The sequence below is a fragment of the Streptomyces sp. NPDC002276 genome (assembly GCF_053891435.1).
This window is the reverse complement of record NZ_JBSFCQ010000003.1, coordinates 695,481-710,765: the sequence shown is the minus strand read 5'-3', so window position 1 is coordinate 710,765 and position 15,285 is coordinate 695,481. Positions and strand designations below refer to the sequence as shown.

The 15,285-nt window shown below is 69.3% G+C and carries 9 protein-coding genes; 7 read left to right on the top strand and 2 right to left on the bottom strand.

What is annotated here, in order from left to right:
* Positions 1-85 precede the first annotated feature (85 nt).
* Complete coding sequence (locus tag ACWIHT_RS11905) at positions 86-1,573, top strand: M1 family metallopeptidase (RefSeq protein ID WP_456167012.1); 1,488 nt, start codon at positions 86-88, stop codon at positions 1,571-1,573.
* A 140-nt stretch (positions 1,574-1,713) separates the two neighbouring features.
* Positions 1,714-3,207 (top strand): GTPase HflX, encoded by a 1,494-nt coding sequence (hflX, locus tag ACWIHT_RS11900; RefSeq protein ID WP_456167010.1) that lies wholly within the window; start codon positions 1,714-1,716, stop codon positions 3,205-3,207.
* A gap of 63 nt (positions 3,208-3,270) precedes the next feature.
* On the opposite strand, the gene ACWIHT_RS11895 is transcribed toward hflX, so the two are convergent.
* On the bottom strand, positions 3,271-4,500 hold the full coding sequence (locus tag ACWIHT_RS11895; RefSeq protein ID WP_456167008.1) for a trypsin-like serine peptidase: 1,230 nt from the start codon (positions 4,498-4,500) through the stop codon (positions 3,271-3,273).
* 297 nt (positions 4,501-4,797) lie between these two features.
* Between ACWIHT_RS11895 and ACWIHT_RS11890 the strand changes: the two genes are divergently transcribed.
* The 3 genes from ACWIHT_RS11890 (at position 4,798) to ACWIHT_RS11880 (ending at position 10,007) form a co-directional block, all read left to right on the top strand.
* Positions 4,798-6,723, top strand: coding sequence for an IucA/IucC family protein (locus ACWIHT_RS11890; RefSeq protein ID WP_456167006.1), 1,926 nt, complete (start codon positions 4,798-4,800; stop codon positions 6,721-6,723).
* 191 nt (positions 6,724-6,914) lie between these two features.
* Positions 6,915-7,649, top strand: a complete 735-nt coding sequence (locus ACWIHT_RS11885) for a GNAT family N-acetyltransferase (protein WP_456167004.1) — start codon at positions 6,915-6,917, stop codon at positions 7,647-7,649.
* 363 nt (positions 7,650-8,012) lie between these two features.
* Positions 8,013-10,007, top strand: coding sequence for an ATP-dependent DNA helicase (locus ACWIHT_RS11880; RefSeq protein ID WP_456167002.1), 1,995 nt, complete (start codon positions 8,013-8,015; stop codon positions 10,005-10,007).
* 164 nt (positions 10,008-10,171) lie between these two features.
* Here ACWIHT_RS11880 and lexA read toward each other — a convergent pair whose 3' ends face one another.
* A complete protein-coding gene (gene lexA / locus ACWIHT_RS11875) occupies positions 10,172-10,951 on the bottom strand; it encodes a transcriptional repressor LexA (protein ID WP_026151025.1) in 780 nt (259 codons plus the stop codon).
* Between the two features lie 564 nt (positions 10,952-11,515).
* Here lexA and nrdR point away from each other — a divergent pair.
* Both nrdR and ACWIHT_RS11865 read left to right on the top strand, forming a co-directional pair.
* A complete protein-coding gene (nrdR, locus tag ACWIHT_RS11870; RefSeq protein WP_456166999.1) occupies positions 11,516-12,067 on the top strand; it encodes a transcriptional regulator NrdR in 552 nt (183 codons plus the stop codon).
* Between the two features lie 166 nt (positions 12,068-12,233).
* Positions 12,234-15,128 (top strand): vitamin B12-dependent ribonucleotide reductase, encoded by a 2,895-nt coding sequence (locus tag ACWIHT_RS11865; protein ID WP_456166997.1) that lies wholly within the window; start codon positions 12,234-12,236, stop codon positions 15,126-15,128.
* Positions 15,129-15,285 lie beyond the last annotated feature (157 nt).

The window sequence follows — 15,285 nt, the reverse complement described above, 5'->3', positions numbered from 1 at the left end:
CCCGTGGGCCCCCGGAAGACCTCGTTCGAGTGGGCCGGGCGCGAGTCGTCGACGTGCGGTACGCGCGCGCTGGTAGCGGTGGTCCATGCTGCTCACCCCCCGCACCGCCACCCCTGGGGCCGGTACCAGGGCTCCCCGACGGCTGAAGGCGGCTCTGCTCGCCTCCGCCGTGTCCGTCTGCCTCGTCGCCGCGAGCGCTCCGCCCACGCCTCTGGGCGTCGGGGACCGCCTCTTCCCCGACCTGGGCAACCCGGGCTACGACGTGGCGTCGTACGACCTCTCCTTCACCTATCCCGGCACCAACACCAAGCCGCTCCGGGCCGTCACCACCATCGACGCGTGGACCACGGAGTCCCTGGACCGGATCAACCTCGACTTCGCGCACGGGACCGTGGACTCGGTCGAGGTCGACGGGCGGCCGGCCACGTTCGCCAGCGCCGGCGAGGACCTGGTGGTGACGCCCGAGGAGCCGCTGGCCCAGGGGAGTTGGACGCGGATCACCGTGCGGCACACCAGCGACCCCGTCTCCGCCAAGGGGCAGGACGGCGGCTGGGTGCGCACCAAGGACGGGCTGGCGATGGCCAACCAGGCCGATGCCGCGCACCTGGTGTTCCCGTGCAACGACCATCCCTCCGACAAGGCGATGTTCACCATCAGGGTCACCGCGCCCAACGCCTACACGGCCGTCGCCAACGGACTGCCGGCCGGCGTCGACAAGGCCGGTCCGAACACCACCTGGACGTACCGCACCCAGCACCCCATGGCCACCGAACTCGCCCAGGTGTCCATCGGTCGCTCCGCCGTACTGCACCGCACCGGGCCGCACGACCTGCCGATGCGCGACGTCGTACCCGCCAAGGACGCCAAGCAGCTCGAACCGTGGCTCAAGAAGACCCCCGACCAGATCGCCTGGATGGAGGGCAAGGTCGGCCGGTACCCCTTCGAGACGTACGGCCTGCTCATGGCCGACGCGTCCACCGGCTTCGAACTCGAAACCCAGACGATCTCTCTCTTCGAGAGAGATCTCTTCACCGAGCCCGCCTACCCCAAGTGGTACGTCGAGTCGATCATGGTGCACGAGCTGTCCCACCAGTGGTTCGGCGACAGCGTCAGCCCCCGCACCTGGTCCGACCTGTGGCTCAACGAGGGACACGCCACCTGGTACGAGGAGCTGTACGCGGAGGAGAAGGTGAACAAGCCCATGGAGACGCGGATGAAGGCCGCCTACGGCGCCTCCGACGGCTGGCGCGCCGCCGGCGGACCACCTGCGCTCCCCAAGGCGCCCGCGCCCGGCCAGAAGATCAGTATCTTCCGCCCCAACGTCTACGACGGCGCCGCCCTCGTCCTCTACGCGCTGCGCCAGGAGATCGGCCGCCCCGCCTTCGAGCGCCTGGAGCGCACCTGGGTGAGCGTCCACCGGGACGGCACGGCCACCACCGCCGACTTCGAGGACCTCGCCTCCGCGATCTCCGGCCGAGACCTGGGCGACTTCTTCAAGGCCTGGCTCTACGGCGAGAAGACCCCGCCGATGCCGGGTCACCCGGACTGGGTGTCGCAGGCACCCGCGAAATAAGGCCGTGACGGGGCGATCCGTGCCGTGCGACCATCGTCGGGTCGGCGGAGCGGATCGCCCGGAATCTCCGGTCACCGGGAATCTCCGGGGGCACTCGCACGATATGACCTTCGCAGGACTCCCATCGACGTAAGGACCCAATGACCTCCTCTTCTTCCCCTTCCCAGGACACTGAGCGCTCCGCGCACACCTACCCCGAAGGTCTTCGGGCCGATGCCCTGATGGAAGAGGACGTCGCCTGGAGCCACGAGATCGACGGAGACCGGGACGGCGACCAGTTCGACCGCTCCGAGCGCGCGGCCCTGCGCCGTGTCGCGGGCCTCTCCACCGAGCTTGAGGACGTCACCGAGGTCGAGTACCGGCAGCTCCGCCTGGAGCGCGTCGTACTCGTCGGCGTCTGGACCACGGGAACGGCTCAGGACGCGGAGAACTCGCTAGCCGAGCTGGCCGCCCTCGCGGAGACCGCGGGCGCGCTCGTTCTCGACGGTGTCGTCCAGCGCCGCGACAAGCCCGACGCGGCCACCTACATCGGTTCCGGCAAGGCCAACGAACTGCGGGACATCGTCCTGGAGACCGGCGCCGACACCGTCGTCTGCGACGGTGAGCTGAGCCCGGGCCAGCTGATCCACCTCGAAGACGTCGTCAAGGTCAAGGTCATCGACCGTACGGCCCTGATCCTCGACATCTTCGCCCAGCACGCCAAGTCTCGGGAGGGCAAGGCGCAGGTCGCGCTCGCGCAGATGCAGTACATGCTGCCGAGGCTCCGCGGCTGGGGTCAGTCGCTGTCCCGTCAGATGGGCGGCGGCTCGGGCGGCGGCCTCGCCACCCGTGGTCCCGGTGAGACCAAGATCGAGACGGACCGGCGCCGTATCCGCGAGAAGATGGCGAAGATGCGCCGGGAGATCGCGGACATGAAGACCGGCCGTGACATCAAGCGCCAGGAGCGCCGTCGCCACAAGGTGCCCTCGGTCGCGATCGCCGGCTACACCAACGCCGGCAAGTCGTCCCTGCTCAACCGCCTCACGGGCGCGGGCGTCCTGGTCGAGAACGCGCTGTTCGCGACCCTCGACCCGACCGTGCGCCGGGCCGAGACACCGGGCGGACGGCTCTACACGCTGGTCGACACCGTCGGATTCGTCCGGCACCTGCCGCACCACCTGGTCGAGGCCTTCCGCTCCACGATGGAGGAGGTCGGCGACGCCGATCTGATCCTGCACGTGGTCGACGGTTCGCACCCGGTCCCCGAGGAGCAGCTGGCCGCCGTACGCGAGGTGATCCGGGACGTCGGCGCCACCAAGGTGCCCGAGATCGTGATCATCAACAAGGCGGACGCGGCGGACCCGTTGACGCTCCAGCGACTGATGCGGAACGAGAAGCGTTCCATCGCCGTCTCGGCCCGCACCGGCCAGGGCATCGAAGAGCTGCTCGCGCTCATCGACGCCGAACTGCCGCGCCCCTCGGTCGAGATCGAGGCGCTCGTGCCGTACACCCACGGCAAGCTGGTCGCCCGCGCCCACTCCGAGGGCGAGGTGATCTCCGAGGAGCACACCCCGGAGGGCACCCAGCTCAAGGTGCGCGTCCACGAGGAACTGGCGGCGGAACTCGCGCCGTACGTCCCGGCACCGCTGGCCTGACGGTCGTAGCGCAGTAAGTCCTGAGGCTCGTCCCGGATCACCCGGGGCGAGCCTCAGGCGTGTCTACTGCCCCGCGTACTTCTTGCTGACCGAGTCGTACACGCCCTTGGCCACATCGCCCAGCCGCGGGCCTGCCAGCCAGCCCGAAGTCACCGGGCCGATCGAGGTGTTGGACACCAGCGCGGGCTTGCCGTCCGTGCCCGTCTCCACCCAGCCGCCGCCGGACGAACCACCGGTCATGCTGCACCCGATGCGGTACATCGTCGGGTCCGAGGCGCTGATCGACAGCCGCCCCGGCTTGTCCGCGCACTGGTACAGCGTCGAACCGTCGTACGGCTTCGCCGCGGGGTAGCCGGTCGCCGTGATGCTCGACACCTTCGGCACGGCGGGCGCGTCGAAGTTCACCGGCAGCGCCGAACCGACCGTCTCCTCAAGGGACTTGCCCCCGCTGCCCTTCTCGGGCGTCACATGGATCACGGCGTAGTCGTACGACGAACCCTGCCCGCCCGTCTCGCCGCCCTGGTCGATCCACTGCTGCGAGGTCTGCGCCCAGTCGGCCCACCACACCCCGTACGGCGCGACCTGGGCCCGGGAGGCCGTCTCCAACTGGGCTGTCGTCATACCGGAGTTGTTGTACGACGGCACGAACGCGAGGTTGCGGTACCAGCCGCCGTTCTTGCCCGCGTGCACGCAATGCCCCGCTGTCCACACCAGGTTGGACTTGCCCGGGTGCGCCGGGTCCTCCACGACCGTCGCCGAGCAGACCATCGTGCCTTGGGGGGCGTCGAAGAACACCTTGCCCGCCGTCGCCGCGTTGGCGTGGTACGTAGGCGACACGGCCTTCGCGTCCACCACCGCGGGCGTCGGGTCGGTCACGCCCTGGTCACCGGAGATGTCGTTGGTGTCGACACCCTTGTCCGGGTCGTTGGCGTCCCGCATCCGGCCGGAACTCCACAACCCGTCGATGATCGGGTTGATGTAGTCGTTGGCCTCGCGCAGCCAGTCGTCCTTGTCCCAGTTCTTCCAGGCGCCGTTCTTCCACTTGTCGATGTCGATCCCGTGCTCTTTGAGCTTGTTCTTGATGTCGTCCGGGATCTTGATCTTGCCGTCGCCGGTGTCACCGCTGGTCGCCGACGCCGTGGACTGCCCGTCCGCCTTGGTGTCACCGGAACCGCAGGCCGTCGCCGTGAGCGCGAGCGCCGAGGCGAGGGCAACGGCGGCCAGCACAGGGGTGGTTCCGCGACGCGCACCCCTGCCACGCCGGGTGGTGAAGGACGGCCGTATCGATCGCATGGTCTTGACTCCCCCTGGAGTGAACGGTTGGTGCGCCACGGCTGTCATCTCAGCCGGAACTCATGGTGAGTTCACGCTGAACTCACGACCTACGGGAACGGCATCACACACTATGCGCTCGCTGTGGGGGACTTCCGACGGAACGGCAACGGTTTCGCTACGGCAAGGATCTTGAAGCAACCCGTAACCCGTTGGGCGGTACGGGAGTTGGCTTCGACAGGGGCGGAGGGGGCTGCTGTCGACGCGTGGTCCGCTGTGCCCGGGGCGACGCGAGATCTCACATCCCGAGGAACAGTCTTGAACCCCACATCCACCGCTGACAGTCACTCCCACCCGCACACCCTGGCAGTGGCGTCGGCCGAGTCCGTTCCCCAACAGCAGCCGCGCAGCCCGGAAGTGAACCGTCCCCGGGGCGCGGGTGCCGAGCTTCTGGAGCATCCGGACCCCCGAACCGCCGCCCAGGCCGCGGCTGTTGAGAACCTGCTGCGCTGCTGGGCGCGGGAGACCAACCTCCGCGCCCCCGACGACGGCACCCTCCGCGTCCCCCTCCCCGCCAGCGGCACGGCCCTGCACGCCCAGGTCCAGTACTGGTCCCCGACCGGCTGGCACCGCTTCGGCCTTCCGTACCTGTCCGGCGCTCCCCACGGCGCACCACCGGCCGACGCGGTGACGGTCGCGGCGCTGCTCGTCAGGGAGACGGCCGCGCGCGACGGGGACTCCGCACAGGAAGCGGCGGTGGCAGCCGAGGCGACATCCGACACCGGCACCGATCTGGTGGCCCGCGTGGCCGACTCCCTCCGGCGTACCGTCACCTTCATCACCGACCGCCGCGCACGCCCGGCCGACGGCCCCGATCTCTTCCTCTCCGCCGAACAGGCGCTCCTCCTCGGACACCCGCTCCACCCGACCCCCAAGAGTCGCGAGGGTCTCTCCGAGGCCGAAGTCCGGCTGTACTCACCGGAGTTGCGCGGCTCCTTCGCACTGCACTGGCTGGCCGTCGCCCCCTCCGTCCTCGCCACCGACTCGGCCTGGACCGAGCGCGGCCGACCTGTCTCCGCCGCCCACCTCACGGCCCGACTCGCCGGAACCGGGCTGCCGTTGCCCGCCGGACACACCGCGCTTCCCCTGCACCCCTGGCAGTGGCGCGAGATCCGACACCGTGCCGACGTCGCAGCCCTGATCGACGCCGGATCGATCCAGGACCTCGGCCCCTACGGCACCCCGTGGAACCCCACGTCCTCCGTACGAACCGTCCATCAGTCCGGCGCCCCCGCCATGCTCAAGCTGTCCCTGGGCCTCCTTATCACCAACTCCCGCCGGGAGAACCTCCGCAAGGAACTCCATCGCGGCGTGGAAGTGCACCGCCTGCTGCGCAGCGGCCTGTCCCAGCAGTGGCAGGCCGTCCACCCGGGCTTCGACATCGTCCGCGATCCGGCCTGGCTGGCCGTCGACGCTCCGGCGGACGGGGGCTCCGCTGAACGCGGCCAAGGGGGTGCGGTCGGTACCCGTGCGCCCCTGGCCGGAATCGATGTGGTCATCCGGCACAACCCGTTCAGCCCGTCCGACGACGTCTCCTGTGTCGCCGGGCTCGTCTCGCCCAGGCCGTACAGCGGGCGGAGGGTCAACGCCGGTGGACCGCAGGCGACTTCACCGACCGACCACTTCGGCCTCCCCAGCCGCTCCGCGTCCGGTGCGCCTCCGCTGCGGTCCCGGCTGGCCGAGGTCGTCACCGGTCTCGCCGAGCGGACCGGCCGGTCCCGTGAAGCAGTCGCCGCGGAGTGGTTCCTGCGGTACCTGGAGCAGATCGTCCGTCCCGTGCTGTGGCTGGACGGCGAGGCAGGCATCGCCCTGGAGGCCCACCAGCAGAACACCCTGCTCCTGCTGGACGGCGCGGGCTGGCCCGCAGGGGGCCGCTACCGCGACAACCAGGGCTACTACTTCCGGGCGTCCCGGCGCGCGGAACTCGACGCCCGCCTGCCCGGCATCGGCGAGCACAGCGACACCTTCGTCTCCGACGAGGTCACCGACGAACGCTTCGCGTACTACCTCGCGATCAACAACGTGCTCGGTCTCATCGGGGCGTTCGGCTCCCAAGGTCTCGCCGACGAACGGCTGTTGCTGTCCGCCTTCCGACGCTTCCTCCGTGACGTCGCCTCCGGTCCCGCCCGGCTGCGCACCTCCCTGCCGACCCGCCTGCTCGACTCACCCGTCCTGCGCTGCTAGGCCAACCTCCTGACCCGCCTGCACGGCCTCGACGAACTCGTCGGCCCGGTCGACACCCAGTCCGTCTACGTCACCATCGCCAACCCCCTGCACTCCTGATCGCCAGTACCTCCTCTTCCATTCCGACCGTCGCCAACTCCCTTCACCGCTGAGGAACATGACCCACCCCGTCTCCTGAGAGGAGCGTCCGCGTGCGGCCCACGGATGCGAACGCCGACACCGCGACGGCCCCCGGTTCCACCCCGGGCACCGGTACCGGCCGGAGCTCCGGCACGGACGCCGAGGACACCCTCGACCTCCGCCTCCCCGCGGAGTTCCTCGCGCTCTGCGCCGAGGCGGACGCGGTCGAACGTGACGATCTCCTAGACCGTGTCGGCGACTGGGGGCGGATCCGTACCCCCGTGGGCGTCTTCCACCTCGCCCCTGTCCTTTGCGAGCGAGACCTCCCGCTCATCAGCGGCTGGATGAACGACCCCGCGGTCGCGGAATTCTGGGAACTGGCCGGCCCCCGGGCACTGACCGAGGACCACCTGCGCGCCCAACTCGACGGCGACGGACGCAGCGTGCCCTGTCTCGGCCTACTGGACGGCACCCCGATGAGCTACTGGGAGATCTACCGGGCGGACCTCGACCCCCTGGCCCGCCGCTACCCCGCCCGACCGCACGACACCGGCATCCACCTGCTCATCGGTGACGTCGTCGACCGAGGACGAGGGGTGGGCAGCACCCTCATCCGGGCCGTCGCCGACCTCGTACTCGACAAGCGCCCCGCCTGCGCCCGCGTCGTCGCCGAACCGGACCTTCGCAACACCGCCTCCGTAGCCGCTTTCCTGAGCGCTGGATTCCGGTTCTCCGCCGAGGTCGACCTGCCCGCCAAGCGGGCCGCCCTCATGGTCCGGGACCGTTCCGCACGCGAACTGCTGTAGCGCCCCGTGGCAGCGCCATCGCTTTCGGTACACCGCTCGGCCCGACGGCCCGACGGCCCGACGGCCCGACGGCCCGACGGCCCGACGGCCCGACGGCCCGACGGCCCGACGGCCCGACGGCCCGACGGCCCGATCCGGTTCCACCTGGGCCGAACCAATCCCCGTCCGTTCCGATCCGACCCCCGTTCCGATCCGACCCCCGTTCCGATCCGGCGCGGTCTCCGTCCGATCCGACCTGGTCTCCGTCCGATCGCCACCCGGACGAAACCCGCCCCCTTCCGAAAGCCCCGGCGTCTTGATCCACTCCCTCCCGCAACCGTGATCGCCCGGTTGTCAGTCCCGCCCCGTAGGGTTGGTCGCGCTATGACGAAGCCCTCACTCCCCGAACTCCTGCATGCTGCCGTCACTGCCGTCGGCGGTTCGGAGCGCCCCGGCCAGGTGACCATGGCCGAAGCCGTCGCGGAGGCGATCGACGACGGCTCCCATCTGCTGGTCCAGGCCGGCACCGGTACCGGAAAGTCGCTCGGCTACCTGGTGCCCGCGCTCGCGCACGGGGAGCGTGTGGTCGTCGCGACCGCCACCCTCGCGCTCCAACGCCAGCTGGCGGAGCGCGACCTGCCGCGCACGGTCGACGCACTGCATCCCCTGCTGCGCCGCCGCCCCCAGTTCGCGATGCTCAAGGGCAGATCGAACTACCTGTGCCTGCACCGACTCCACGAGGGCATGCCGCAGGACGAGGAGGAGGGCCTGTTCGACCAGTTCGAGGCGGCGGCGCCGACCAGCAAGCTGGGCCAGGACCTGCTGCGGCTGCGCGACTGGAGGGACGAGACCGAGAACGGCGATCGCGACGACCTCACGCCCGGAGTCTCCGACCGCGCCTGGGCACAGGTCTCCGTGTCCTCCCGCGAGTGCCTGGGCGCCCAGAAGTGCGCCTACGGAGCGGAGTGTTTCGCCGAGGCGGCCCGCGAGCGCGCCAAGCTGGCCGACGTCGTCGTCACCAACCACGCGCTGCTCGCGATCGACGCGATCGAAGGCGCCCCCGTCCTCCCGCAGCACGAGGTGCTGATCGTCGACGAGGCCCATGAACTGGTCTCGCGGGTCACCGGAGCCGCCACCGGCGAGCTCACCCCGGGCCAGGTCAACCGCGCGGTGCGCCGCGCCGCGAAGCTGGTCAACGAGAAGGCCGCCGACCAGCTCCAGACCGCCGCCGAGGGCTTCGAGCGGCTCATGGAGCTCGCCCTGCCGGGCCGCCTGGAGGAGATCCCGGAGGACCTCGGTTACGCGCTCATGGCGCTGCGGGACGCCTGCCGTACGGTGATCTCCGGGATCGGCGCCACCCGCGACAAGTCCGTCCAGGACGAGGACGCGGTCCGCAAGCAGGCACTGGCCTCCGTGGAGTCCGTGCACGACGTGGCGGAGCGGATCAGCAACGGCTCCGAGTGGGACGTCGTCTGGTACGAACGCCACGACCGCTTCGGAGCCTCCCTGCGCGTCGCCCCCATGTCCGTCTCCGGCCTGCTGCGGGAGAAGCTCTTCGCGGACCGTTCGGTCACCCTGACGTCCGCGACGCTGAAGCTCGGCGGCGACTTCAACGGCGTAGGGGCCTCCCTGGGCCTCGCCCCGGAAGGCACTGCGGGCGACGACCTCCCGCAGTGGAAGGGCGTCGACGTCGGCTCGCCCTTCGACTACCCGAAGCAGGGCATCCTGTACGTCGCCAAGCACCTCTCGCGCCCCGCGCGGGACGGCGATCGCGCCGACATGCTGGACGAGTTGACCGAGTTGATCCAGGCGGCGGGCGGTCGCACCCTGGGCCTCTTCTCCTCGATGCGGGGTGCCCAACTCGCCGCCGAGGAGCTGCGTTCCCGCATCCCCGAGTACCCGATCCTCCTCCAGGGCGAGGAGACACTCGGCGAGCTGATCAAGAACTTCGCGGCTGACCCGAAGACCTGTCTCTTCGGCACGCTGTCGCTCTGGCAGGGCGTCGATGTCCCCGGCCCCAGCTGCCAGTTGGTCGTCATGGACAAGATCCCGTTCCCGCGTCCGGACGACCCGTTGATGAGCGCCCGCCAGAAGGCGGTCGAGGACGCGGGGGGCAACGGCTTCATGGCGGTGGCCGCGACGCACGCGGCGCTGCTGATGGCCCAGGGCGCCGGCCGTCTCGTCCGGGCGTCGGGAGACCGGGGTGTGGTCGCCGTACTGGATCAGCGGCTGGCCACCGCCCGCTACGGCAGCTATCTCAAGGCGTCACTGCCCGACTTCTGGTACACCACGGACCGTAACCAGGCTCGGCGGTCGCTGGCGGCCATCGACGCCAAGGCGAAGCAGGCGGAGTCGGAAGCGGAGACGGAGACGGAGTGACCGACGGTTGCCCCGGTGTCTCGGGGCAACCGCTGATCGACAGCGGCTCCCGTGATCGACAGCGGCTCCCGCCGGACCCGGGACAGCACAGGACCCCGGAACCGGCGCAGGGGTCCCGGGGTCCGGTCAGAGGGTGGGCCGATGCGGCCCGCCCGCCGCGGCCGTCACACGCGCCGCAGCACCGCCACCACCTTGCCGAGGATCGTCGCGTCGTCGCCGGGGATCGGCTCGTACGCGGAGTTGTGCGGGAGGAGCCAGACATGGCCGTCCTCGCGCTTGAAGCGCTTGACGGTGGCTTCGCCCTCAAGCATGGCGGCCACGATGTCGCCGTTCTCCGCGACCGGCTGGCGGCGCACGGTGACCCAGTCTCCGTCACAGATCGCGGCCTCGATCATCGAGTCACCGACGACCTTGAGGACGAACAGCTCACCGTCACCGACCAGTTGGCGGGGGAGGGGAAACACGTCCTCGACCGACTCCTCGGCGAGGATCGGGCCACCGGCGGCGATCCGGCCCACCAGGGGGACGTACGACGCGGCGGGTTTGCCCGCGGTGTCCGTGGGCTGCACCGACGAGGACTGGTCGGAGCCGCGGACCTCGTACGCGCGCGGGCGGTGCGGGTCGCGGCGCAGGAAGCCCTTGCGCTCCAGTGCCATCAGCTGGTGTGCGACCGAGGACGTGCTGGACAGGCCCACGGCCTGGCCGATCTCGCGCATCGACGGCGGGTAGCCCCGGCGCTGCACCGAGTCCCTGATGACCTCGATCACCCGACGCTGCCGGTCCGTGAGCCCCGAGCTGTCCGCCCGGATGCCGGGAGGTCGGCCCGGCAGGGAGCGCTTGTGTCCCTCGGGATTCGCGGCTTCGTTCATTGCATGCACCGGTTCGAGTCGGCCCTGGGAGCGATCCTGGGCAGTGATGGTGGCGCTGTCTGCGGTGGTGGTCACGTCGGCCCCTCTCGATGTTCTCCCTGCTGGACAACGGTAGTTGCTTTCGAAAGGTTGCGCCAAACACACGTTCGAGTGAAAAAACGCGGATAGCCTGCCGCGATCATGTGTCTGGGTGTATGGCCTACGCGGCACCTAACGGACGAAGGGGCCCATTGTCTGGCTCTTCGCCGCCCGGGTGGTGACCTTGCGGGTTGTCGCCCCAGTCTGCCACCCGGTGTCCCGGCAACCGGGGGCCGGTCCCGTTCTGTGCGGGAGCCCCACGTCTTCTCCGTGCCGCGCTCACGGTATCCCCGTAAGTGCCCTGGCGGTACGGGTGTGTGCCCGCGTGTTCGGGGCGACGGTATGGCCGTATGGCACATGCCAATACGGTGCGACACGCGCGTACGGCGTGTTTGTGTAAGCCAATCACCACATCTAGTGGTTGGATTGCGGCAGCAGCCCAGAAGTTGTGGTCCCCCGGGTCTCCATCGTCTCGGCCATCGCCTATGCTTGGGGCTGCTTCGAGAGGCCCAAGGGGTCCTACGAGGCTATTGAGTCTGCTGTGAGGGAGGGTTGGAGATCATGCACTGCCCCTTCTGCAGGCACCCCGACAGCCGTGTCGTCGACAGCCGTACAACGGACGACGGCACGTCGATCCGCCGACGCCGCCAGTGCCCTGACTGCTCCCGTCGTTTCACGACCGTGGAGACGTGCTCGCTCATGGTGGTCAAGCGGTCCGGAGTCACCGAGCCTTTCAGTCGTACCAAGGTCATCAACGGTGTGCGCAAGGCATGCCAGGGACGGCCTGTCACCGAGGACGCACTCGCCCAGCTCGGCCAGCGGGTCGAAGAGGCGGTGCGCGCCACCGGAAGCGCCGAACTGACCACCCATGACGTCGGGCTGGCCATGCTCGGCCCGTTGCAGGAACTCGACCTCGTCGCCTATCTGCGATTCGCCTCCGTCTACCGGGCGTTCGACTCGTTGGACGACTTCGAGGCCGCGATCGTGGAACTGAGGGAAGCGACGCCAGGCCCCGCCGCGGACGACGAAGACGCGGGATCGGGGAGCCAGGAAGACGACGGCGGGCCCGGAGGGACTGTTCAGGTCCCGGTGCCCGCCCACTCCGCCGACTGACCGGCGGGCCGGAAACCGGGCGGAGACCCCGGATCCGGTCGGACGGCGGCGGACCAGGACTTGTCGCGGAGCCATGAGCGTGTGGGCTGCCGTGACACCAGACAAACACTCTGCCACGGGAACATCGTGGCATTTCAGGGCGTTTTTGCCTGTACAGGGAGGCGGCATGACAGAGACGGCGAGCGGTCCGGCACGAGGTTCTCGCGCGAAGGGAACCAAGGTCACCAAGGGACTGCGCATCGAGCGTATTCACACCACCCCCGGCGTGCATCCGTACGACGAGGTGGAGTGGGAGCGTCGTGACGTCGTCATGACCAACTGGCGCGACGGCTCGGTCAATTTCGAGCAGCGTGGCGTCGAGTTCCCCGCCGAATGGGCGGTGAACGCGGTCAACATCGTCACCAGCAAGTACTTCCGCGGTGCCGTGGGCACCCCGCAGCGCGAGGTGAGCCTCAAGCAGCTCATCGACCGCATCGTGAAGACGTATCGGAAGGCCGGCGAGGACCACAAGTACTTCGCCTCGCCCGCCGACGCCGAGATCTTCGAGCACGAGCTGGCGTACGCCCTCCTGCACCAGGTCTTCAGCTTCAACAGCCCCGTGTGGTTCAACGTCGGGACCCCGCAGCCCCAGCAGGTCTCGGCCTGCTTCATCCTGGCCGTCGACGACTCCATGGAGTCGATCCTCGACTGGTACAAGGAAGAGGGCATGATCTTCAAGGGCGGCTCCGGCGCCGGCCTGAACCTCTCCCGGATCCGCTCCTCCAAGGAACTGCTCTCCTCCGGGGGCAACGCCTCGGGACCGGTCTCCTTCATGCGCGGTGCCGACGCCTCCGCGGGCACCATCAAGTCCGGTGGCGCCACCCGCCGCGCGGCCAAGATGGTCATCCTGGACGTCGACCACCCCGACATCGAGGACTTCATCCAGACCAAGGTCAAGGAAGAAGAGAAGATCCGCGCGCTCCGCGACGCGGGCTTCGACATGGACCTGGGCGGCGACGACATCACGTCGGTGCAGTACCAGAACGCCAACAACTCGGTCCGCGTGAACGACACGTTCATGAAGGCCGTGGAGAACGGCGACAAGTTCGGCCTGACGTCCCGGATGACCGGCGAGGTCATCGAGGAGGTCGACGCCAAGCAGCTGTTCCGCAAGATGGCCGAGGCCGCCTGGGCCTGCGCCGACCCGGGCATCCAGTACGACGACGCCATCAACCAGTGGCACACGTGCCCGGAGTCCGGCCGGATCAACGGCTCGAACCCGTGCAGCGAGTACATGCACCTGGACAACACGTCCTGCAACCTCGCCTCGCTGAACCTGATGAAGTTCCTCAAGGACGACGGCAAGGGCCACCAGTCCTTCGAGGTCGAGCGCTTCGCCAAGGTCGTCGAGCTCGTCATCACCGCGATGGACATCTCCATCTGCTTCGCGGACTTCCCGACGCAGAAGATCGGCGAGAACACGCGCGCGTTCCGCCAGCTCGGCATCGGCTACGCCAACCTCGGCGCCCTGCTGATGGCGACCGGCCACGCGTACGACTCCGACGGCGGCCGTGCCCTCGCCGGTGCCATCACCTCCCTGATGACCGGCACGTCGTACAAGCGTTCCGCCGAACTCGCCGCGGTCGTCGGCCCGTACGACGGCTACGCCCGCAACGAGCAGCCGCACCTGCGCGTCATGAAGCAGCACGCCGACGCCAACACCACGGCCCCGCGCGCGGACGACCTGGACACGCCGATCTGGGCCGCCGCCACGGAGGCCTGGCAGGACACCCTGCGCCTCGGCGAGAAGAACGGCTTCCGTAACGCGCAGGCGTCCGTCATCGCCCCGACCGGCACCATCGGTCTCGCGATGTCCTGCGACACCACCGGACTTGAGCCCGACCTCGCCCTGGTCAAGTTCAAGAAGCTGGTCGGCGGCGGCTCGATGCAGATCGTCAACGGCACCGTCCCGCAGGCCCTGCGCCGCCTGGGCTACCAGGAGGAGCAGATCGAGGCGGTCGTCGCCCACATCGCCGAGAACGGCAACGTGATCGACGCCCCGGGTCTCAAGACCGAGCACTACGAGGTGTTCGACTGCGCCATGGGCGAGCGTTCCATCTCCGCGATGGGCCACGTCCGCATGATGGCCGCCATCCAGCCCTGGATCTCCGGCGCGCTCTCCAAGACGGTCAACCTGCCGGAGACGGCGACCGTCGAGGACGTCGAAGAGGTCTACTTCGAGGCCTGGAAGATGGGCGTCAAGGCGCTCGCGATCTACCGCGACAACTGCAAGGTCGGCCAGCCCCTCTCCGCCAAGACCAAGGAGAAGGAGAAGGTCGAGGTCACCGCCAAGGCCGAGGAGACCATCCGGACCGCGGTCGAGAAGGTCGTCGAGTACCGCCCCGTCCGCAAGCGTCTCCCCAAGGGCCGCCCGGGCATCACGACCTCCTTCACGGTCGGCGGCGCCGAGGGCTACATGACCGCCAACTCCTACCCGGACGACGGTCTCGGCGAGGTCTTCCTGAAGATGTCCAAGCAGGGCTCCACCCTCGCGGGCATGATGGACGCCTTCTCGATCGCCGTCTCCGTGGGCCTTCAGTACGGCGTCCCCCTGGAGACGTACGTCTCGAAGTTCACCAACATGCGCTTCGAGCCGGCCGGCATGACGGACGACCCGGACGTGCGGATGGCGCAGTCGATCGTCGACTACATCTTCCGCCGCCTGGCGCTCGACTTCCTGCCCTTCGAGACGCGCTCCGCACTCGGCATCCACTCCGCCGAGGAGCGCCAGCGTCACCTGGAGACCGGTTCGTACGAGCCGACGGACGACGAGGTCGACGTAGAGGGCCTGGCCCAGTCGGCGCCGCGCGCCCAGGAGTTGAAGGCGGTGGCCGCCCCCAAGGCGGTCGTCGAGGCGGCCAAGCCCGTCCCGCAGCAGGCGCACACCAGCGCCGAACTGGTGGAGATGCAGCTGGGCATCCAGGCGGACGCCCCGCTCTGCTTCTCCTGCGGTACGAAGATGCAGCGGGCCGGTTCCTGCTACATCTGCGAGGGGTGCGGTTCGACCAGCGGTTGCAGCTGAAACTGGGCGGAATTGCATCGAGTGCAACACTCGGCAATCGCTCACCTGACAAGTAATCCCTGATGAGAGGGGCGTCAGCCTCGTGCTGACGCCCCTCCCGCGTAGCGGCTGGCCTGGGGATACACCCGCCGCTGAAGCGCACGCAACAATGTTGCAT